15 protein-coding genes and 1 tRNA gene are annotated in these 21,964 nt (G+C 31.5%); 5 read left to right on the top strand and 11 right to left on the bottom strand.

Annotation, left to right across the window (positions count from 1 at the left end):
* The first annotated feature begins 16 nt into the window (after positions 1-16).
* The 4 genes from P161_RS0111675 (at position 17) to P161_RS0111660 (ending at position 4,558) form a co-directional block, all read left to right on the top strand.
* Complete coding sequence (locus tag P161_RS0111675; protein ID WP_026777165.1) at positions 17-1,831, top strand: acyl-CoA dehydrogenase family protein; 1,815 nt, start codon at positions 17-19, stop codon at positions 1,829-1,831.
* A gap of 109 nt (positions 1,832-1,940) precedes the next feature.
* A complete protein-coding gene (locus tag P161_RS0111670; protein WP_026777164.1) occupies positions 1,941-2,909 on the top strand; it encodes a M20/M25/M40 family metallo-hydrolase in 969 nt (322 codons plus the stop codon).
* Positions 2,910-3,058: 149 nt separating this feature from the next.
* Entirely contained in the window at positions 3,059-3,505 is a 447-nt protein-coding gene (locus P161_RS0111665) for a KTSC domain-containing protein (RefSeq protein WP_026777163.1), read from the top strand.
* A gap of 141 nt (positions 3,506-3,646) precedes the next feature.
* Positions 3,647-4,558 carry a hypothetical protein gene (locus P161_RS0111660; protein ID WP_026777162.1) on the top strand — a complete coding sequence of 304 codons (912 nt, stop codon included), beginning with the start codon at positions 3,647-3,649 and terminating at the stop codon, positions 4,556-4,558.
* Between the two features lie 61 nt (positions 4,559-4,619).
* Here P161_RS0111660 and trxB read toward each other — a convergent pair whose 3' ends face one another.
* The 3 genes from trxB to P161_RS0111645 form a co-directional block, all read right to left on the bottom strand.
* Entirely contained in the window at positions 4,620-5,567 is a 948-nt protein-coding gene (gene trxB, locus P161_RS0111655) for a thioredoxin-disulfide reductase (RefSeq protein ID WP_026777161.1), read from the bottom strand.
* Positions 5,568-5,678: 111 nt separating this feature from the next.
* Positions 5,679-6,107 carry a cytochrome c gene (locus P161_RS0111650; RefSeq protein ID WP_026777160.1) on the bottom strand — a complete coding sequence of 143 codons (429 nt, stop codon included), beginning with the start codon at positions 6,105-6,107 and terminating at the stop codon, positions 5,679-5,681.
* A 1-nt stretch (position 6,108) separates the two neighbouring features.
* Entirely contained in the window at positions 6,109-7,206 is a 1,098-nt protein-coding gene (locus P161_RS0111645) for a PQQ-dependent sugar dehydrogenase (RefSeq protein WP_026777159.1), read from the bottom strand.
* Between the two features lie 141 nt (positions 7,207-7,347).
* On the opposite strand from P161_RS0111645, the gene P161_RS0111640 reads away from it, so the two are divergent.
* Positions 7,348-7,422: transfer RNA gene (locus P161_RS0111640), tRNA-Pro, on the top strand.
* A gap of 184 nt (positions 7,423-7,606) precedes the next feature.
* On the opposite strand, the gene P161_RS18445 is transcribed toward P161_RS0111640, so the two are convergent.
* The 8 genes from P161_RS18445 to P161_RS0111605 all read right to left on the bottom strand — a co-directional run bounded on the left by P161_RS18445 (position 7,607) and on the right by P161_RS0111605 (position 21,643).
* Complete coding sequence (locus tag P161_RS18445; protein WP_051605729.1) at positions 7,607-9,280, bottom strand: right-handed parallel beta-helix repeat-containing protein; 1,674 nt, start codon at positions 9,278-9,280, stop codon at positions 7,607-7,609.
* 57 nt (positions 9,281-9,337) lie between these two features.
* The gene (locus tag P161_RS18440; RefSeq protein WP_051605728.1) at positions 9,338-10,777 is read right to left on the bottom strand and encodes a sulfatase; all 1,440 of its coding nucleotides are present in this window, start codon (positions 10,775-10,777) and stop codon (positions 9,338-9,340) included.
* A 153-nt stretch (positions 10,778-10,930) separates the two neighbouring features.
* The gene (locus P161_RS0111625) at positions 10,931-11,743 is read right to left on the bottom strand and encodes a T9SS type A sorting domain-containing protein (protein ID WP_026777158.1); all 813 of its coding nucleotides are present in this window, start codon (positions 11,741-11,743) and stop codon (positions 10,931-10,933) included.
* A gap of 131 nt (positions 11,744-11,874) precedes the next feature.
* Entirely contained in the window at positions 11,875-11,946 is a 72-nt protein-coding gene (locus P161_RS20050; RefSeq protein ID WP_368086217.1) for a RagB/SusD family nutrient uptake outer membrane protein, read from the bottom strand.
* A gap of 17 nt (positions 11,947-11,963) precedes the next feature.
* Positions 11,964-13,535: a RagB/SusD family nutrient uptake outer membrane protein gene (locus tag P161_RS18435; protein ID WP_197026342.1), complete on the bottom strand. Its 1,572-nt coding sequence runs from the start codon at positions 13,533-13,535 to the stop codon at positions 11,964-11,966.
* Between the two features lie 13 nt (positions 13,536-13,548).
* Positions 13,549-16,638, bottom strand: coding sequence for a SusC/RagA family TonB-linked outer membrane protein (locus P161_RS0111615; protein WP_051605727.1), 3,090 nt, complete (start codon positions 16,636-16,638; stop codon positions 13,549-13,551).
* A 34-nt stretch (positions 16,639-16,672) separates the two neighbouring features.
* A complete protein-coding gene (locus P161_RS0111610) occupies positions 16,673-18,433 on the bottom strand; it encodes a RagB/SusD family nutrient uptake outer membrane protein (RefSeq protein ID WP_036841432.1) in 1,761 nt (586 codons plus the stop codon).
* A gap of 123 nt (positions 18,434-18,556) precedes the next feature.
* Positions 18,557-21,643 (bottom strand): TonB-dependent receptor, encoded by a 3,087-nt coding sequence (locus tag P161_RS0111605; protein ID WP_026777155.1) that lies wholly within the window; start codon positions 21,641-21,643, stop codon positions 18,557-18,559.
* Between the last annotated feature and the right edge of the window lie 321 nt (positions 21,644-21,964).

The raw sequence follows: 21,964 nt of genomic DNA, 5'->3' as shown, positions 1-21,964 counted from the left end.
AAAAAAACATAAAGTTATGAGTGCTGAAACTACAAATAAAGAATTACTAAGAGGAGGACAATTCCTAGTAAAAGAAACAAAGTGTGAAGATGTATTTACTCCTGAAGATTTTTCTGAAGAGCAAGTAATGATGAAAGAAGCTGTAAAGGAATTTACAGAACGTGAAATTATTGCACACAGAGATCGTTTTGAAGCAAAAGATTATGCTTTAACAGAAGAAGTAATGAAAAAAGCTGGTGAATTGGGCTTTTTAGGAGTGGCTGTTCCTGAAGAATATGGAGGAATGGGAATGGGTTTTGTATCAACTATGATTACCTGTGAGTACATTTCTAGTGGAAATGGTTCTTTAAGTACTGCTTTTGGTGCGCATACAGGAATTGGTACAATGCCAATAACTTTATATGGAACAGAAGAACAAAAACAAAAATACGTACCAAAATTAGCTACAGGCGAATGGATGGGTGCTTATTGTTTAACAGAACCAGGTGCAGGCTCTGATGCCAATTCAGGAAAAACTACAGCAGAGCTTTCTGCTGATGGAAAATCATACAAAATTAACGGACAAAAAATGTGGATCTCAAATGCAGGCTTCTGTAATGTTATGATCGTTTTTGCTCGTATTGAAAATGATAAAAATATTACTAGTTTTATAGTTGAGTATGATGCTGCAAATCCAAATGGAATTACCTTAGGAGAAGAAGAACATAAATTAGGAATTAGAGCTTCCTCTACAAGACAAGTATTTTATAATGATACGATTGTTCCTGCAGAAAATATGTTATCTTCTAGAGGTGGTGGATTTAAAATTGCTGTAAATGCTTTAAATGTTGGACGTATTAAATTAGCTGCTGCTTGTTTAGATTCGCAAAGAAGAGTATTAACAACGGCTTTAAAATATGCTACAGAACGTAAACAATTTAAAACGCCTATTGCAGATTTTGGTGCTATTAAAGCAAAATTAGCAGAAATGGCAACCAATACGTATGCTGGAGAATCTGCAAGTTACAGAGCTGCAAAAGATATTGAAGACAGAATTGAAATGAGATTGGCTGCTGGAAACACGCATCAAGAAGCAGAGTTAAAAGGAGTTGAAGAATATGCTATTGAATGTTCTATTTTAAAAGTTACAGTTTCTGAAGATGTACAAGCTTGTGCAGATGAAGGAATTCAAATTTTTGGAGGAATGGGCTTTTCTGAAGAAACACCAATGGAAGCTGCTTGGAGAGATGCAAGAATTGCACGTATTTACGAAGGAACCAACGAAATTAACAGAATGTTAGCTGTTGGAATGTTAGTAAAGAAAGCAATGAAAGGTCATGTAGATTTATTAGGACCAGCAACAGAGGTTGGAAATGAATTAATGGGCATTCCTTCTTTTGATACACCAGATTATTCAGAATTATTTGCTGAAGAAAAAGAGATGATTGCCAAAATGAAAAAAGTCTTTTTGATGGTAGCAGGTTCTGCAATTCAGAAATTTGGTCCAGATCTAGAGGAGCATCAACAATTATTAATGGCTGCAGCAAATATTTTAAATGAAGTATATATGGCAGAATCTACTCTATTGAGAGCAGAGAAAAACGCAAAACGTTTTGGAGAGGATGCTCAAGAAGGACAAATTGCAATGGCTAAACTTTATTTATACAATGCTGTAGAAATTGTTGCAAAAAATGGTAAAGAAGGTATTATTTCTTTTGCTGAGGGTGATGAACAAAGAATGTTATTAATGGGATTAAAACGATTTACTAAATACGCGAATTATCCTAATGTAGTAGCATTAAGAAATTTAATAGCAGAAAAGATGAAAGCAGAAAACAGCTATTGTTTCTAAAAAATATAAATTTAATTGATTGTTTAAAAAAAAAGACCATTATTATTAATGGTCTTTTATTATATTTGCAAGTATATTATTCCCTAATTTATTTCAACCAAAACCAACAATGAAAACAAAATTATTTTCAGTTGTTGTATTCCTTATGCTTTTAGGGAGCTGCAGCAAACCAAAACTAATTGAAATTGATAGTGAAAGGCTATTAGAAACTGTAAAAACATTATCTGATGATTCTTATGAAGGGAGAGCTTTTTCAAAACCAGGAAGTAAGAAAGCCCAAACACTTATTTTAGAAAGATTTAAAGAGACTGGTCTTCAACCTGTTATCAATAATAACTTATTTCAAGAATTTTCGCATACTTTTAAAGGTAAGGACAGACAAGATGTTTTTCCTATAGAAAAACCTAATCAAGATTATTCTAATGTTCCAGATACAACTGCTTTTGGTGCAAATATAGTAGGCATGCTTAAAGGACAATCTGAAAAAAGTATTGTAATTACTGCACATTACGATCATTTAGGCATTAGAGATGGCAAAATTTATAATGGTGCAGATGATAATGCTTCAGGTACAGCAGCTTTATTTACCATTGCAGAATATTTTAAAACAAGACCTACAAAACATAATTTAATTTTTGCTGCTGTAGATGCAGAAGAAATTGGTTCTTTAGGTGCTGAATATTTTCTTAAAAATTATAGCGATAAATCTAACATTAATTTAAACATCAATTTAGATATGATTGCTCATAGTGATTATGACCCAGAACTTTTTGGTTGTGGATTGTTTCATTATCCAGACTTAAGAGATCCTTTAGAAGATATAAAATCAGAAAAAGCAATTTTATTATTTGGACATGATGATTCTGAAAATACAGAACAATCAGATTGGACTTTTTCTTCTGACCATAGAGTTTTTCATAGACAGAAAATTCCTTTTATTTATTTTGGCGTTCCTGATCATAAAGATTATCATAGAGACTCTGATACTTTTGGGTCTATTAACCAAGAATTTTATATTGAAGCTGTAAAAATAATTATACAGGCTGTAGAAAACCTAGATGAGCATTTAGCTGACTAACGATATTAAAAGAGATTCCAAATTTGGAATCTCTTTTTTTTTTTCAATTATTTTTCACTAAAACCTAATTTTAATTAAAAACATTGCAAAATAAAAATAGTTAATCTCTTTTTTATCAATACTTTTGCACCCAATTTAGAAAAAATAAAATGAAACGTATTAAAGAGTATAAAAAATTATTCGAAGTTGAAGGAAAGATTGACTTAAAGGAATTAAAAAAAACGTATAGGAACCTTGTAAAAGAATGGCATCCAGATAAATTTACAGACGAAGAAAAGAAGGAAGAAGCTGAAACTGTAAGTACAAAAATTATTGATGGTTATCATTTTTTGGTGAGTATTGCCCCTGAAACTAAAGAAGCTAATTTAGATGCTTACAAAACTACAATAACAGATTTTCAAGTAGCAGATTGGCATCATAAAGGAATGTTATTAGAAGTTACTTTTACAGATGGAAATACCTATGAGTATTTTGGTGTAAGTAAAATTCTTTTTGGAAAATTCGTAAATGCTAGATCTATGAATAATTTCGGAAAAAGAAATATTTTCAACTCCTTCTTGTATAGAAAATCGAAAAAAGCTTCAGTAATGGCGTAAGCTAAAATTAAATATTATATTTTTTAAGAGATTACTTTTACGAGTAATCTCTTTTTATTTGCCTTATTATTTTAGATTATAAAACAAATTTCTAAAACGTTTTTATTTATCGTAAATTAGTATCTAATTAAAATACTTAAGATGAAACGCATGTTACAAATATATACACCCATTATTTTGAGCTTTTTATTATTTTTTTGTTCAAACCCTGAACTTAAAAAAGATATTAAAACCGACAAAAATCAATTAAAAAAAAATGACAAAAATCCAGCATTTAAAAACTACTGGTATTCAGGAAAAGCAGAAATAACTTCCTACAAATTATCGCAAGTAAGATATGGCGAAATTCATGGAGGTACAGCTGTAAATATTTTTGTAACAGAAGACTTTTTACCTGAAAAACAAGTAAAAGCAGATGATCCTAATAAAAAAAATGTTTCTATTTTAAAGTTGAATAGTACTAAAAATTTTACGACAGGTATATATCCTTACACATTAATGACCAGTACCTTCTCTCCTATTGACATCAATCAAAATGCTATAAAAATTTCTTTTTCTGCGCAAGAATGGTGTGGAAACACTTTTGTTCAGTTGAATAATAGAGAAGACTATCAAATTCAATTTTACTCTTATTTTGAAAGTAATGCTGATAGAAAAATCAACCTGAAGAAAGAAATTTTAGAAAACGAACTTTGGAGTCAGCTTAGAATATCTCCAGAAAATCTGCCAATTGGCGAGTTACAAATAATACCTTCTTTTGAATTTTTAGGTTTACATCACAAAGAGTTTAAAGCTTTTGATGCGATTGCTTCAATAGAAGAGAAAGAAAATTTTTTAATTTACACTATCAATTATCCGAAGTTAGAAAGAACGCTTTCTATTAAAGCATCTAAAGATTTTCCACATACAATTGAATCTTGGGAAGAAACATTTGTTAGCCGAGGAAAAATATTAACTACAAAAGCGGAGAAAATTAAAACAATACAATCTGCTTATTGGAGTAAAAATGGTGTTGCAGATACTGAAGAACGAAAAGAATTGGGATTAAACTAAAACATAAAAGAGATTTCAGTTTTGAAATCTCTTTTTTGTTTTTTTAAAATAACAACATTTTTTACTCTAAAGCGCCTAAATAACGTTCAGCATCTAAAGCAGCCATACAACCAGTACCTGCAGCAGTTATTGCTTGTCTGTATTCTTTATCTTGAATGTCTCCAGCAGCAAAAACGCCTGGTAAATTTGTTTTGGTCGTCTTTCCTTTTGTGATTAAATAGCCAACTTCATCCATATCTAAAACACCTTTAAACAAGTCTGAATTTGGTGTATGCCCAATAGCAATAAAAACACCAGTTACATCAATAACATGTGTTTCTTTTGTTTGATTGTTGATTGCTCTAACACCTTCTACAACATTTGCGCCCAATACTTCATCAATCTCAGTATTGTATAAAACTTCGATATTTTTAGTTTTGTTAACTCTATGTTGCATCGCTTTTGACGCTTTCATATAATCTTTACGAACTAAAACTGTAACTTTTTTACAAATATTAGCTAAATAAGTTGCCTCTTCTGCAGCAGTATCTCCTGCTCCAACTACCACAACATCTTGTCCTTTATAAAAGAAACCATCACAAGTTGCACAAGCAGAAACACCTCCACCAATTAAACGTTGCTCGCTTTCAATTCCTAAATATTTTGCAGTTGCACCTGTAGATATAATAACTGTTTCAGCTTCAATATGCTTTTCTTCATCAACAATTATTTTATGAATTCCACCAACTTTATCACTCAAATCAACTTTAGTAACCATTCCAAAACGAACTTCTGTTCCAAAACGTTCTGCTTGATGTTTCAAATCTTCCATCATCGCTGTTCCATCAGTTCCATTTTTATAACCAGGATAATTATCAACTTCAGTAGTGGTTGTTAATTGCCCCCCCATTTGCATTCCTGTGTACATTACTGGTTTCATGTCTGCTCTTGCTGCGTAAATTGCTGCTGAATATCCTGCAGGTCCTGAACCGATAATTAAACATTTTATTCTTTCTATATTTTCTGACATATTCTTTTTAAAATTGATTCACAAATCTAAATTTTTAGATTTATTTGAGTTACTTTTTAGGATGAAAAATTACAATAGATTTATAATAAAAAACTATAGAAAATATAAAAACTATTTTTTAGAAACGGCCTTTACTTCTTCTACAGTAATCATTTTTGGGTTTTTATTCCCCCAAGAGTTGGTAATATAATTCATAACATCTGCAACTTCGTCATCTAATAAACCTAATCTAGACATCATTTTTTTATAAGTTACTCCATTAACAACAATTTTTCCACGTAACCCATATTTTATTGCTCTGATGCTAGCTTCTCTTTTTTGCATTAGATAATCCGATTTTGCTAAAGGAGGATATACATTAAGCTTACCTTCTCCATTTGTCATATGACAAGAAGTACACATGTCTATATAAATTTCCTCACCCCTTTTTATACTTTCTGCAAATTTAGTATCTTGATTTATTGCTGTGTAGCTATCCTCTTTTTTTGAAAAAGAAAATAAGAACAAGCCCAAAATTATCATCAATAAAAATTTTTTCATATTATTTTAAAACGATTTTAACGATTCCTAGACCTTCAATTCCAACATACATAAATCCATCATTTCCTTGCTCAATAGAACGTACTCTTCCTAAACCTTCTAATATTTTTTCTTCTTTGATAACTTTTCCGTTTTCTAATGTACAATTAGCAATGTATTCAAATTTTAAGGAACCTACTAATAAATTTCCTTTCCAATTGGGATAATTATCAGAATTTACAAAAGCCATACCACTTGGTGCAATTGAAGGTGTCCAATAATGTAAAGGTTGCTCCATGCCTTCTTTTTCTGTAATTTCTGTAAATTTTGTACCTGAATAATTTACACCATAACTGATTATTGGCCAACCATAATTTTTTCCTTTTTGAACAATATTAATTTCATCTCCACCTTTTGGACCATGTTCATGACTCCAAATTTCATTCGTAAATGGATTGATTTCCATTCCTTGAGGATTTCTATGTCCGTAACTAAAAATAGCTTTTTTAGCATTGTCAACATCCACAAAAGGATTATCATCTGGAATTGTTCCATCATCATTTAAACGATACACTTTACCACAATCTCTGGTAATATTCTGTGGATTTTCATCTCTATTTCCTCGATCTCCAACACTAAAATAAACGTGATTATCTTTATCAAAAACAATTCTAGAACCAAAATGCTGTCCTTTTCTACTATTAGGCTCGGCTTTATATAAAACTTTCTGATTGGTTAATGTATTATTTTCAAACTTAGCGCTCATTAATGTAGTATTTGCACCACTTCCTTCACCTTCTGCAGAAGCGTATGTAAAATAAATTAATCTATTTTCTTTAAAATTTGGATGTTTTTCAATATCCATTAAACCTCCTTGACCACGAAGCGTAACTTCAGGCATTCCAGAAACAGTTATCTTTTTTCCATTTTTAAAGTGAATCAGTTGGCCTTCTTTTTCTGTTATCAAAATAGAATTATCTGGTAAAAAAGTAAATCCCCAAGGAATGTTTAAATCTTTAACAACAACCTCATAATCAATAGAATTTTGAATATTATTTTGAGATTTTATTTTGCAAGAAAATAGTAGAATCAGCATTAAAAAAAGTGATAATTTTTTCATTAAATTAAGAATTTAAAAAATAGATTAAAAGAGTATAAATATACAAAAAATACTATATATTTGCAGTCCGAAAAATAAAATTTCGGGGTGTAGTATCTCGACTTTGCTCGATATAAACTGCACTGCAATTTTTCATATTTTCGGGGTGTAGCGTAGCCCGGTCATCGCGCCTCGTTTGGGACGAGGAGGTCGCAGGTTCGAATCCTGCCACCCCGACTAAAATGAATACCAATAAAAACCACAAAACCTTGTAAATCTTAAGATTTACAAGGTTTTGTGGTTTATAGATAATTATAAGGATCTCTTGGATTTCCTTTATTTTTATTTCAATAGCTCTTTTGATTATTTTTATTGCAGAAATTTCTTTTTAGAAAACTTTATTGGATAGAAACAATAATATTTACTTGTTTTGTCTGTAATATTTTTCCTTATATAAAATAGCTCCGAGAGTAGGCTTATTTTTAATGGTGTTTCCTAATATATCTTTGTTTAGTTTAAAGTCTTGTAATAATCCCTCTGTATCTCCAGGCAAAAATGTAATTTCAATACCTTTATTTTCAACTAAACTTTTATTTCTAGGAAAATAATCCTGTAATTCTATTCCCCCTGCATTTAAAAATAAAGGATCTCCATAAATTGGATTAGAATCATGAATACCAATTTCTTTAGGCCAATTTTTCTGATTAAGAAATAAATTATTTTTAAAAAATACATTTTCTACTCCTTTATCACTTGATTTATCAGGTCTATATTGGTCTCCTAAAACAGCTTTGGACGCTCCTTTTAAATAAAAAATATTATTTGCAATCAAGATACCTTTACTTGTATTATCTATTGCAATTTTAGAAACTATCGTAGAATCAGAGTAGATTGTATTGTTATAAAAATAAGAGTTAACAGGGCCTTTTCTTTTTTTATTGGTGCCTTGATAACCACTCAGCCAAAAAATCTTACCTTCTTGAAACGCTCCGTTAACGCCTTTAACTCTATGCCCATCATTAATGCTAATATTGTAACGATAAGCGCAATTATAGTTATTGCCTAATATTTCACAAAAACCACCTGCATTATACGCACTTAAATTGTATTGCAATACTACATTATCGCAATTAAAATCTATATGAGCACCTGCAGAATCGCCTGGACCATTAGCATATAAAAACTTATTTTTTTCAATAAGAATATGAGAAGCACTCCATGTCCACAAGCCACTTCCACGTCCCCATTTTCTAGTATCATCAGTACTTCCAGAGTGCGTAACTGTATTGTTTTTAACGGTAACATTTTTTACTCCTGACATTTGAATACCAGGACCACCAGTTGCTTCCACTTTATTGTCGGATATAAAAACATTCGTAATATTATATTTTTTTCCAGTTAACTTTATTCCTGTATGAGATACACTTTTTATATGTGAATTTTCAATATAAACATCCTCTATAAGTGCTTTGGGATTTGAATTAATAACTCGAATTCCCCATCCATATTTTTGAGTACCATTAGCTGTTTTAACTTCGCCTTTCCCTCTTGTAAAACCTTCATTTTCATAATAAACATCAAAAATAGAAACTTTATTGATGGTAATATTCGACATCTGTTTTGACAGTTTATTCGTAATCAAAATACCACATCGCATTTTGGAAACTTTTTCATCATTATTATAATACCCATTTGCTGTTAACTGTAAATTGGAAATATTGATAAAACTAGAATCTTCAATTAGAATTCCATTTGGTGCTCCTTTAAAATTAATAATTGCAGGAATTATAGCGTTAGTAGAGTTCCATGAAATAGTATTGATAGTTATTGGTTTTTCTTTGGTTCCTTGTTGATTTTTTAAATTGATGCTTCCTTCATAGGTTTGGTTTGATGCTAGAAAGATTCTGTCTCCAGGAAGGAATTTAATATTATTTAAATGACTTAATGTTTTAAATGAATCGTTGATGGACATACCTGAATTAGCATCGTTTCCTAATGTAGGATGTACATAATAATCTTTGGCATTTAAAGAAAAATGACAAGAAATAAACAATATTAAAGTGGCTATTTTTAATTTAAGAGAGGTATGTAACATAATGAATTCTATTTTTAAATTAATCGATATTTATAACATCAAACTTTGTTAATCTTTTTAATTCTTAGGATTTGAAATATTTTTTTTACCCTTTGGATCTTTATATAAGACCTCTTCATTTTTCATTAACTTTTGGTGGATGTGATACGTTACATCCTCCCAAGCTTTTCCTTCTCTCCAAAGAGGAGCTATCAAATTTGACTCCCAATCAGATAAACTTTCTAACATTTCATTGGCAGTGCTACTTTCTTTTGATATTAAATTATTTGTTTCCCCAAGATCATTAGTCAGATTATAAAGAACACTTCCATAATTTTTTAAACGTATTAATTTGTATTCCCCATTTCTAGCTCCTGCTTCATCTAATTTTCGCCAAAAGAGCTTATCATGAGGATTCCCTTTCTTATCACCTGATAAATAAGGTAGTAAATCGACTCCGTCTAAAATTAAATCTTTATCTTTTTCAATTCCTGCTGCAGCCAAAGAAGTACTAAAAACATCTAAGGAAGAGGTTAAGCCATTGAATTTTTTGTGATCAGTAATTTTTTTAGGCCAACTTACAATAAACGGAACACGATGTCCACCTTCAAACTTATTTCCTTTCCAACCTTTTAAAGGTCCCATTTTTGATGAATTGTTATGAGCACCACCATTATCGCTTAAAAAAAATATCAATGTATTTTCAAGTAAACCTAACTCTATCAGTTTATTGCGAAGTTTACCAACATTTTCATCTAGAGACCAAGTCATAGCCGCTAATTTTTGCCTTGGATGATTTTTAAATTTCAATAAATCCTCTTCTTTAGCTTCAATAGGTGTATGAACTGCATTATATGCCAAATACATAAAAAAAGGTTGATTTTTATTTTCCTCTACAAAACGCACAGATTGATCTCCCAAAACATCTGTTAGATAACCATCAAAAACGACCTGTTTTCCATTTTGCTGAAGCATGTGATTTTTTGATGGGTTTTTCATTGAAAAATAAGATCTACTACCTGCTAAAAACCCGTAAAACTCGTCAAAACCTCTTTGATTAGGATGATCTGAAATATCGCTTCCTAAGTGCCATTTTCCTAATGCAATCGTTTTATAATTATTTTTTTTGAAAACATCAGCCATTGTAACCACATCATCTGATAGCCCAATGTCGCCAGAATTTCCATAACCTGTTCCATTTGCCTCAAAACCAAAACGTTGTTGGTATTTTCCTGTAATTAAACCTGCTCTTGATGGCGCACAAACTGTTGCACTTACATGAGCATCTGTAAACACTACTCCTTCTTTTGCTAAACTATCTATATGTGGTGTTTCTAAATCTTCACTACCCATAAAACCGAAATCAACATAGCCTGCATCATCAACTAAAATAACAATAACATTTGGCTGGTTATTTTCTTTTTCGTTTTTAGAATCTGCTAGGTTATTGTCTTTTTTTTGGTTGCCACAGGCAGCTAAGAAAACAATAAAACTAAATAAGAAAAAATTTTTAACCATTATAGGTATTATTGGTTTGTTAATAAAAAATAGGTTGCAAAAAGGAAAATTATTTATTTAAATAGTTTACTGAAAAATGACAGAGATATCTTTTCATTTTTTAAAAGAATATTCTCTGTCATTTACAATTAAAAACTAGAATAAGTAATATTACTATTGTTTAATAAACTTATAAGTTCCGACTGATTTACCTTTAGAAGTTTTTATAAAATAGATACCATCAGAAAGATTAGAAACATTGATTTCTTTAGTATTATTTGAAACAGTTTCTTCATAAATTAACTTTCCAAGTAAATTATATATCTCTACCTTATCGAAATTTTCGACTGCTGAAACTTTAATAAAATCACTTGCAGGGTTTGGATACAATTCAAAATCGAATTGTTGTAAATCGTCAACAGATGCTGTAGAAGCCTCAACCACTGAAAAATCATCTACATACTTAAACGCAGTAACATTACTAAAATAAAGATGTCTTACCTTTGTTACACCAGCAGGTACAACAAAAGAATACTTAACTTCTTTCCATTCAAAAGAAGGGTTTTGATCTACAATTGTACACTCATAAATTGTTGCGTCACCTGCGTTTTTACCACCATCAGGTACAATAGGAGTTAATTCTAAGAAATCTCCATTTGAACCACCTGTATAATTTCTAACTCTAGAATTTGTAGATATATAAAAGAACTGGTTTGTGATCCAAAAATTAACAATATATGTTTTTCCTGGCTCCACGTCAAATGTTCTTGCCAAAGAAGCAGAATCCCAATTGTTCACTCTACCTGCAAAAGTTCCACTTTTTGTTGTGCCAGCCCCAACAACATCGGCAGCTTCAACCACAGCTGTTCCATAGCCATCCCAGTCTGTTAAATCTCCAGATTCGAAACCTCCATTGGTAATGGGTAAAGCTTGACCAAAGCTTATCGAGATTGTTAATAATGTAAATAATAAAGTAACTTTTTTCATAATTTGTGATTTTAAATATTAATAATTAATTTTCTGTTTTACATCCTTCATTTTTTTTATTTCCTAAAGATGTTTTTTTTATTGGTGGTAAAATCTCCTTGTAATCAATTCAATTTTAAATAGTAAAACTATTACCAACCAGTGTTTTGAGTTAAATTTTCATTTTTAAAAAGTTCAGCCTGTGGAATAGGGTAAATGTTCATCCTTTCTTCATAGGGTCTTACCTCCAGCAATTTTTTTTCAAAAACAAAACCATTCCCCCATTATTTTGTGTTATTTCCATTTGAAAAATATTGGTAGTTTGTTGTCCAATTTTCCAACGACGAATGTCCCAAAAACGGTGGTCTTCAAAAGCCAATTCCACCATTCGTTCATTGCGCAATTTATCTCTAAATTCACTTTGACTTAAACCTGCTGGAAAGTTTGGCATATTTGCTCTTTGTCTAACTTGATTTACAGCATCAAGTGCAGTTAATCCAAAAGCTGCTCCATTTTCAGGGCCATAAGCTTCGTTCATTGCTTCTGCATAGTTCAACAATACTTCACCATATCTAAATAATACCCATGTGTGCTCTCTACTTGTTGTATTGGTAGGCGAAAGATTTATGGCTTCGATAACGTATTTTTTAAGGTAGTAACCTGTTTTGGTTGCATTGGTTATAGGCCTTCCATTTGCACCTCCAATAAAACTTTCTACAGTTTGCCCTTTCCAGTTAGAGCCATTTACTATAATTGTTTGCTGTAAACGAGGATCTCTGCCTGAATAAGGAGCTTGTGGATCGTAACCAGATGCAGGATCTGTAATAGCAAGTCCATTACTTTGCATTTCGTAGGTATCTACTAAGTTTTGAGTAGGGCAAGTTCCTGTATTTCCACCTTCATACCCGACAGGAAAATTTCTTCTTTCAAAATCATTAGTATTACCTTGACGTCTTTCAAAAATTAACTCATTACTAGTAAAATTATTCACAACGTTTGAATAGTTGTTTTCCAAGGTATATACATTTAAATCAATAACAGATTTAGCAGCACTAGCAGCGTCTACCCATATAGAAATATCATTATTTGTATTGTGCAAAGGACTAGCTGCATACAACAACATTCTCGATTTTAGCGTTAATGCAGCTCCTTTAGTAGCTCTCCCAGTTTCAGCAACATCAGAGAAATTAGAATAATCGTCTGGTAATTCTAATGCAATTGCATCACATTCGCTTATGATAAAATTAACAACCTCATCAAAGGTATTTTGATTTGCGTTTATAGCTTCTTCTGTTGTTAATACTTCAGTAATTAGTGGTATGTTTTTATATCTTTTTACCAGTTCGAAATAGAAAAAAGCTCTTAAAAATCTAGCTTCATAGGCATAATTATTGAATTGTTCAATCATTTGCGCATAATCTAAATTAAATTGATCTTCTAAAAACTCCTGTCCTTCCGTTTCTTTAAGAAACATATTTGCAGCTCTTATCCCAGAATACATCTCACCCCAAACATTATCTATAGGTTGTAATGCGCTGTATCGACCTTGATTAAATCTTTGGATATTAGATAAGTCCAATACATGTTCTGCTTCGTCAGATGCAGATGCACGCATGGCACCATCAATACTATTAAAATCTGTAGGCAGATAATTATAGATTCCTGTTAAAAAATTTTTTGATCGATTAAAATCTGAAAACACATCATCTTTTCGGTTGAATGATGTTTCGTCATATTCTAAATAATTACAACTACTTACGGTAAGTATTAGTAAAGTAAGTAAGAAATAATGTATATGTTTTAGTGACTTCATAAGTACTTATTTATTAAAATTCAAATTTAATTCCTAGGTGATATGATGCAAGTGATGGGTAGCCAACACCTGTTGCTTCTGGATCTGTTTCTTTAATAGAATCTATGGAAAACACATTCATACCACGTCCATATATTTTGGCGTTATTCATTTTTAGTTTACTTGCTACATTTTCTGGAAAATTGTAGTATACTTCAAAACGTCTTAATTTTAGATAATCTGCTTTAGCCAACCAAATATCGTTTTTACGATAATTATTTTCATTTTCAAGTAATGATAATCTTGGTAATGTAGCAGTGTTTGCAGTTTCTGGAGTCCAACTATTTGCTGAAAAATCAGAAATAGTACTATTACCTCTTAAAGGAATAAATACACTCTTTGTATTTAAATACACAGTCTTATTGGCTATTCCTTGAAACAATAAGTTAACCCCTACTCCTCTCATTTCAAAACCAAAGTCAAACGAATAATACATTTCTGGAGTACTATCAGCATATCCAATAGGTACAATGTCGAAATTATCGATTACACCATCATTATTCTGATCTTTATATTTAATATCTCCTGGTCTTACTACAGAAAATAATTGTTGTGGACTATTATTTATATCGTTTTGATCTCTAAAGAAACCTAAACTTTGTAAACCAAATTGTTGCCCAATCGAATTTCCAGTTTCTCTTAAATAATCAAAAGGCTGAAACTCTTCGTTCATTTCAATAATTTCGTTTTTTGCAAACATAAAGTTCCCTCCAATAAAGTATTTAAAACCTCCTATATCTTCTTTCCATCGAAGAGCAGTTTCAATTCCTCTATTGATAACTTCACCTGAATTTTCAATTGGAGTTGCAACCCCTATTAATGATGGAATTGCTCCATTAGTATTTACTAATATGTTTTTACGTTGATCATAAAAGGCATCTACTTTTAAAGAAAGACTCCCCAATAACTCCATATCTATACCTACGTTTGTTTTGATTGAATTTTCATAAGTAAGGCCTTGAGTAGCCAATCGATTTTCTCTAATACCTCCTAAACTTCCATTATTATCTGTAAATAAATACCCACCTCCATTTGCAAAAGCCTGCTCATCTAAATTAGGAGCCATAATATCATTACCACTCATACCCCAAGAAGCACGTAGTTTTAGATAATTAATAGTTTTGCTATCTTTAAGGAACTTTTCGCGATTTAATACCCATGCTGCAGAAATAGCAGGAAATAAACCAAATTTGTCTCCATTAGGCAAAACACTGCTTCCTGCATAAGATAATACACCATCAACAAAATATTTGTTTTTATAGGAATAACTGGCAGTTGCCATTATATTTTGACGTAGAAAAGTATTGTATTGACCATCTCTAACTCTTTTGTCCTGATGGAACATTAAACTAGTATTTAACTCACTTTCTTGGAATGACTTATCGTAATTTAATTTTCCATACAACGTGGTATGACGTAATTGATTACCAAAACTATTATTAAAACCTAAATCTGTTTCATTCCCAAAAACGGTAGAAGTGGTATTGTTGATTTCTCCAGTTGCAGGATCTCTGGTAAAAGATAAACTTTCATATAAAAAACCACGCAATCTATTTTCAAAATAATTTACTTCATTATCATATCCTAAGGCAATTTCAGCAGATAAACCTTTAACGAAACCATTTAAATCTTGAATAATTTGTCCGTTTGCTGCTATTTGTCTTCCATTGGGTTGACGAATACCCGTAGATGATACCAAAGCTACAGGGTTGTTGTCATAAAATTCTGTTCCTCCCCACTCTCCATTAGGTGTTCTCACAGGAAATGCAGCAGAAGGTATACTGTAAAGCGCATCCATTACACCACTAACCCTTGCTCCTGGTTCTGTTCTACCATCAATATTTCCAGAAACATTCACAATAAATTTTGTAGTGTTTGTCAAATCGATATCAAGGTTTGTTCTAAAATTTAATCGATCATATTTTAATTGACTATCGTAACGATCGTCCAATGTTGTGTTATCAAATAAACCTCGTTCATTTTGATAATTAAGGGAGGCAAAATATTTAACACTTGTACCTCCACCCGTAAAACTAACATTCATATTTGTTGTTGTCCCAAAATCTCTAAATGTTTCATCAAACCAGTTTACATTCGGAAACAATGATGGATTTTCTCCTGATTGAAATCCTATCAAATCTTGATTTGAATATACAGCTGCATTCCCATCAAGAATACTTGCTTGATTTACTGCATTCGCATAATCATAAGAATTTAAAAACTCAGGTTCACGTAATGGAAAATTCCAACCTTGATCGTAACTAACCTCTACTTTAAAAGAATCGTACTCACCCTTTTTTGTAGTAATTAATAGTACACCATTCGCTCCTCTTTGTCCAAATCTTGCTAAAGCTGTACCGTCTTTTAAAACCGAAACACTTTCAATATCTAGCAGTGCTAAAGAAGATAAATCTCTCTCGAAACCATCAACCATAACCAAAGGTGCATTATTGCCTAAAGTACCTCTTCCTCTAACATTAATTGTGGCATTTCTACTCCATGGTTCTCCAGTATTTTGAAGCACCATAAGTCCAGAAAGTTGACCATAAAGGCTTTCAGAAGGATTGTTTAAAGAACTCTTTTCTAGCTTGTCAAAATATACAACATCTATTGATGAAGTAATTTCTTCAGTAGACTTAGAAAGTCCGAATCCAAGATTTATCTTTTTATCTGATAGCCCTAATTTTACGTTTATCGTTTGTGATTTTACTTCAACCAATTTTTGCATGTCGCTAAAAGAAAGTCTAATAAAAGTGTTTAAACTTAAATTTAAAATTGCAACACCATCTTTATCTGTAATTCCAGATTCATTTTTATTTTCAACAGACTCAACAATAACAGATTTAAAAGGTTTCCCATTATCATTTAAAACTATTATTTTCGTCTCTTGAGATTGTCCTAAAACTACCTGATAAGACATCATTAGTAGCATAAAAAAGAGAATTTTAATAGCTTTAAAATTTGTTGATTTTAATAAATTTTGAAAACGGGAAACATTAGAACTATACATATAGCTGTAATTCGAATCGCTGTCATTTAATTGTTCTAGTTTGTTATTTTTCATTTGATATTGATTAGTAAATTCAAAATTGTCTCTATTACCATCCTGGGTTTTGGACTAAGCCATACCCTTTGTTTATTTCATCTGGAGGAAATGCACTTAGATACCATTTTGGAGAAAAATTATCTTGCCAGAAACGTTCTGGAAGTTCAAAAACTTCATAAGAAAATGTATTGCCTACTTTTCTTGTGTTTACACCATGAAGTTTTGTTTTAAAAGCATCTTCATTTTTCCAACGAATAATATCAAACCATCTTACTTCTTCATAACCAAACTCAAGCGCTCGTTCTAACAAGACAGCCTCTCTAAATGCATCTTGAGACAAGCCTGGTGTTAAATTATTTAATCCTACACGATTACGAATTAAATTGACTGCTGCATAAGCTTCAGCTGTTGGTCCTCCATTTGCTTCATTTAATGCTTCTGCATAGGTTAAGTACACTTCAGCTAAACGCATGTAAGGCCAATGAACAACGGATTGAAATGACGTAGCTCCATTTTGGTCTAATAAAAATTTCTTTATACCAAAGCCTGATTTGGTTCCATTAAAATTAATATTTCTTCGTTCACGACCGTTAATCCATAGTTCAGCTTTTCTCCCTTTAAAGTCATCACCGTTTACAAGTACAGTTTCATATAACCTTGGATCACGATTAGCCCAAGGATCATTTGGATCCCATCCAGATCCAGTAGCATCAATTGGAGTACCATCTGCCATAGGAAACATATCTACGTATTCTTTTGTAGGACAAGCTGTGCCATAACCCGCAGCACTTTGATAAAAATAATACTGCCCATCAAAACGAAAACCTGATCTATATCTAACTCGTGTACTAATTAAAACCTCTCCATTACCTCTATCATAATAAGCATCTTGAAAATCTTGTCTTGGATTTCCGGTGTTTTTAAGCCCATAACCTCCTTCTAAAGCAACTCTATCCAATAGATCTTTTGCTGCTTGTGCTGCCTGAGCCCATAAATCAGGATCGTAATTACCATGCCATGTATAATTTTTATCAGAAGCTTCTCCTGAAAGATAGGGTTGGTTATCATTAAACAAAGGACTTGCTCCAAACAAGAGTACTCTTGCTTTTAAACCCATAGCTGCAGCTTTGTTAAAACGTCCATCCCAGTTAGCTGGATCATCAGTAAGCCAAGGTAAATCAGCAATAGCTTCATCTAAAAGTGCAACGATATTATTCATAGTTTCTTTAGATGTTGATCTTGGTAAATCTGTATTTTCTGTTGGAGTATATGCATGATCTACCCATGGCATTCCTCCATAATGACGAAACATATCTGTATAATGCAGTGCAATAAGCATTTTAGCTTCTGCTTTTAATTGTGCAATATATTCTGGGGATGCATCTGGAATACGATCTGCATTTTCTATAAAAACCCAACCAATTCTAATACCATCCCAACTCTCTTCTCCTGTATAACTATATTTAACTCTGCTATTATCTGCAACAGCTGCGTTATATTGGCCATTATAATAAAGTTGATTTACACCTCCCCAAGGCATAAACGTATGACTAAGGTCAGTTAAAGACTCTAAAATATCCATCCCTAATTTATTCCCTTTTGCAGAAAAATTTAAATTTAAACCATAAGGAAGCGTACTGTAACCTTGCCATAAGTAACGCTGAGCTAGCTCTAAAGAGTTAAATATCGTATCTTTTGTAACATCTACACTTGGTGGTTTATCAAGAAACTCGTTACCAAATTCAACTTTTTCACAGCTAGTTACAATTAGAACTAACATTGCGAATATGTAAATTATTTTTTTTGCTTTCATTTTTTACATTTTTTATTTTCATTTGTCACAATCCTGTAATTTTGATTCTTATACATCGAACTATTTGTTACGTTTTGTTTCATTTTTATGTATACTTAATTTCATTTTTTTTAATTCTGATTTTTAAAGAAAATTTATTCGGATACCAAAGTTGTATAATTTAGTAAGCGGATAATCAGAATCTGCAGCTGTTCTTGATTCTGGATCAGTGATATCTAACTCGGTTATTGTTATTAGATTTGTTCCATTTAAGAAAGCTCTTAAATTGCTAATACCCATATTTTTTAAGAAATTACCTTTAAAATTGTACCCCATTTCTAGAGTTTTTAATCTTATATAGGAAGCGTCACGTAACCAAAAATCTGAGTTCTTATTATTATTTTGGCGTCCTGTAAGTGTCATTCTTGGATACGTAGCTGTTTCAGCTGTTTCTGGTGTCCATCTGCCATCTGCCATATATTGAAGTAAAGAACGGTTTGCAGTGGCACCAAAAGCGGTTCTGTATGTATCTCCTAAAAGTCTTGATGTATTTGTTGCTCCTGCCCAAGACATTGTTAAACTAAAGTTCTTGTATTTAAAACCATAGTTAAGACCAAAATTATACATTGGATAAACTGGAAAGCCAATTGCTTTTTGATCATCTTGATTTATTACACCATCACCATTTAAATCTTTATAAACCATATCACCTGGCTTTAAATCATATAAATGATCTGGAAGTGCATCGTTGCCTGTGTCTGTATCATTATAAAACTTATCGAATATGTATCCAAATGGCTGACCTACAGGGTTTCCTGTTCTAAACAAATACTCTTCGTTTTGTGGAACTTCATCTTGAAATACAATTTTATTTTTGGCATGAGAAACATTTGCATTTACCCAATAGCTAAAATTGTCATTTATTTGATGATCCCAATTAAGTTCTACTTCAAAACCTTTATTTTGAACTTTACCAATATTAACTGCAGGAAGATTGTAAGCAACAAAAGCTGGTACAGTACCTCTAAACGTTAAAATATCGGAACGGTTTTCAATAAAATAATCTACTTTTAAACCTAGTTTATTGTCAAGTATTTTGAGTTCTACAGCGTAATTTTGTTTTTCAGAAGTTTCCCAGGTTACATTCGGATTTCCTATTTGACCTTCTCTTGCTGCTGGTTGATTAAATGGTGTGTCTATACCAAAGTTATAATTACCACTTCTTGGATCAAAACTATCTGGTAAATAAAGAAAACGATTCCCTCCAATTCTATCATTTCCTACAAGTCCATAAGATGCACGTATTTTTAAAAAGTCAAAAAACGATTGATTTTCCATGAAAGATTCATTTGTAATCACCCAACCTGTTGAAATAGCTGGAAAAAGACCAAAACGCTTATCTCTGGCAAAATTTTCTGAACCATTATAACCAACACTTAAATTTGCTAGATACCTATTTTTATAATCATAAGTTGCACGACCTACAATACCCACTAAACCAAGAGGAATCTCTGAAAACTGACCTGGGTAATATCTTTTTTGTTGATTGTAAAGTAATAAACCACTTACATTATGACCCCCAAATTTATTTTTATAACTAAGACCTCCTTCCAAATACCAATCTCTACTGGTTCCATAAGTTTCGCCATATGTTAAATTGCCATCTTGACCATTTCTTTGATACACTATTTCTTCACTATTAGGATCTGCATTTGGATCTATATCTCTTAAATAAATTGGTGTATAGCTAGCTACTGATGAATTTCGGTTTTTAGCATGATTATAGTCGGTGTTATAAGCAAATTTAGTTCTAAATTTTAAGCCTTTGATAAAGTTTAAATCTTGCTCTAAACCAATATCCATATTTAATTGGTTGTTTAATATATTCGAAAAACCTTGACCATAATACCTGTCTAAACCATCAACTTTTTGATCTGAAATATATAAATCACCACTAACAATATACCTACCATCTACGATTCCTGGACTAGAAAAAGGTACAGACCAATAAATATCTCTAAAAAGTTCATTAAAATTTCCTTTTGTGTTAGGACGATTCGTAACACGAGTTTGTCCTCCAATTGTAACGGCTAATTTTGTAGTATTGGTTACATTAATATCTACGTTAGATCTGTAATTATACCTTTGAAAAGAAAAATTAGAATCGTATTCCGCATCAAATGTTTTAAATAAACCATCTTGACTTAAAACACCAAGAGACACAAAATACTTTACTTTTTCTGAACCTCCTGAAATATTAACGTTTGCTTGAGATTGTTGCGTAGTAGGTTTTAAAAGATAATCCATCCAATCTGTATTTGGGTAAAGTATCGGGTTTGAACCCGTTCTAAATGCTTCTAAAGCCTCAGGTGTAAATCGAAGATTAACTGGGTCTATATTAGGTTCATCATTCAATTGGGCTTCGTTATAACGTTGAGCATACGTATAGCTATCAGCAAACTCTAGTAATCTTGTTGGTTGTTGAATTCCCGTTGAAAAACTAGTTGATATTTTTGATTTTCCAAATTTACCTCTTTTTGTAGTTACTAAAATTACACCATTAGCTCCACGAACACCATAAACAGCTGTAGCAGAAGCATCTTTAAGTACAGATATACTCTCTATTTCGTTAGGATCTAAAGACATAAAAGAACGCTCTACACCATCAACAATCATTAAAGGTTGTGACCTACCTTCTGATAATGATGCGATTCCACGTAAATAAATATTAGGATTATCTGCTCCAGGTTGCCCAGAAAATTGAACTGTAGAAAGTCCTGTAACTCTACCTGCTAAAGAATTAGCCACGTTTGGAGAAGGAGACTCCACAAGTTGCTCTGTTTTTATGGTACTTATTGCACCTGTAACAGTAACCTCTTTTTGTTCTCCATAAGCTACAATTGTAATTTCATCTAAATCTGTTGTACTAGGATTTAAAATAACATCAATATTATTTTTATCATTAATTACAACTTCCTTTATTTCAAAGCCAAGATAATTAAACACTAATGTACCTTGAGGTGAAGCCAAAATATTGTATACTCCATCAAAATCTGTTGTAGTACCTTTTGTGGTTCCTTTTTCTATAATTGAAACACCAGGAAGTAGATTTCCTTCATTATCCGACACCTTTCCTGTAATCTTAATATCCTGAGACCATGTAGTATGACTTATGCTTAATGAAGCTAATAGTATTAGGAATAAATAAAATCTTTTTTGTTTAACTCTCATTGTTTTTAGTTTTTTTCGCATGGCGAATCAGTAGTTGGAATATTATACCTCATTATTTTTTAGCAAGATTTATCAATTTTTAAGCTTAACTATTAAAATTATATTAATTTAAAAACACAAAACCGTTTACCGTTAATCTTGTAATTTTTAAACTTAGCTATGTATATAAAAGAAGAATTTATCATCATGAATTAAAATCCTTTTTTTGAATCTTAATTTTTAAAAAATTCATTTCTAATATATATTCAAAATCTCTTTTTTAGTTTTAAAAAATTTACTGAATAAAAAATTGTTTTATTCCTGATTCAAAAATCTAAAAAA

The sequence above is a fragment of the Polaribacter sp. Hel_I_88 genome, assembly GCF_000687935.1.
Lineage (GTDB): Bacteria > Bacteroidota > Bacteroidia > Flavobacteriales > Flavobacteriaceae > Polaribacter.
Note: the sequence above shows the minus strand (reverse complement) of the source record. Positions and strands in the feature narration are given on the sequence as shown.

What these genes read in the sequence shown, in the direction of transcription:
- P161_RS0111675 (WP_026777165.1), top strand. Translation starts at nt 17, where the DNA reads ATGAGTGCTGAAACTACAAATAAAGAATTACTAAGAGGAGGACAATTC.
- P161_RS0111670 (WP_026777164.1), top strand. Translation starts at nt 1,941, where the DNA reads ATGAAAACAAAATTATTTTCAGTTGTTGTATTCCTTATGCTTTTAGGG.
- P161_RS0111665 (WP_026777163.1), top strand. Translation starts at nt 3,059, where the DNA reads ATGAAACGTATTAAAGAGTATAAAAAATTATTCGAAGTTGAAGGAAAG.
- P161_RS0111660 (WP_026777162.1), top strand. Translation starts at nt 3,647, where the DNA reads ATGAAACGCATGTTACAAATATATACACCCATTATTTTGAGCTTTTTA.
- trxB (WP_026777161.1), bottom strand. Translation starts at nt 5,567, where the DNA reads ATGTCAGAAAATATAGAAAGAATAAAATGTTTAATTATCGGTTCAGGA.
- P161_RS0111650 (WP_026777160.1), bottom strand. Translation starts at nt 6,107, where the DNA reads ATGAAAAAATTTTTATTGATGATAATTTTGGGCTTGTTCTTATTTTCT.
- P161_RS0111645 (WP_026777159.1), bottom strand. Translation starts at nt 7,206, where the DNA reads ATGAAAAAATTATCACTTTTTTTAATGCTGATTCTACTATTTTCTTGC.
- P161_RS18445 (WP_051605729.1), bottom strand. Translation starts at nt 9,280, where the DNA reads ATGTTACATACCTCTCTTAAATTAAAAATAGCCACTTTAATATTGTTT.
- P161_RS18440 (WP_051605728.1), bottom strand. Translation starts at nt 10,777, where the DNA reads ATGGTTAAAAATTTTTTCTTATTTAGTTTTATTGTTTTCTTAGCTGCC.
- P161_RS0111625 (WP_026777158.1), bottom strand. Translation starts at nt 11,743, where the DNA reads ATGAAAAAAGTTACTTTATTATTTACATTATTAACAATCTCGATAAGC.
- P161_RS18435 (WP_197026342.1), bottom strand. Translation starts at nt 13,535, where the DNA reads ATGAAGTCACTAAAACATATACATTATTTCTTACTTACTTTACTAATA.
- P161_RS0111615 (WP_051605727.1), bottom strand. Translation starts at nt 16,638, where the DNA reads ATGAAAAATAACAAACTAGAACAATTAAATGACAGCGATTCGAATTAC.
- P161_RS0111610 (WP_036841432.1), bottom strand. Translation starts at nt 18,433, where the DNA reads ATGAAAGCAAAAAAAATAATTTACATATTCGCAATGTTAGTTCTAATT.
- P161_RS0111605 (WP_026777155.1), bottom strand. Translation starts at nt 21,643, where the DNA reads ATGAGAGTTAAACAAAAAAGATTTTATTTATTCCTAATACTATTAGCT.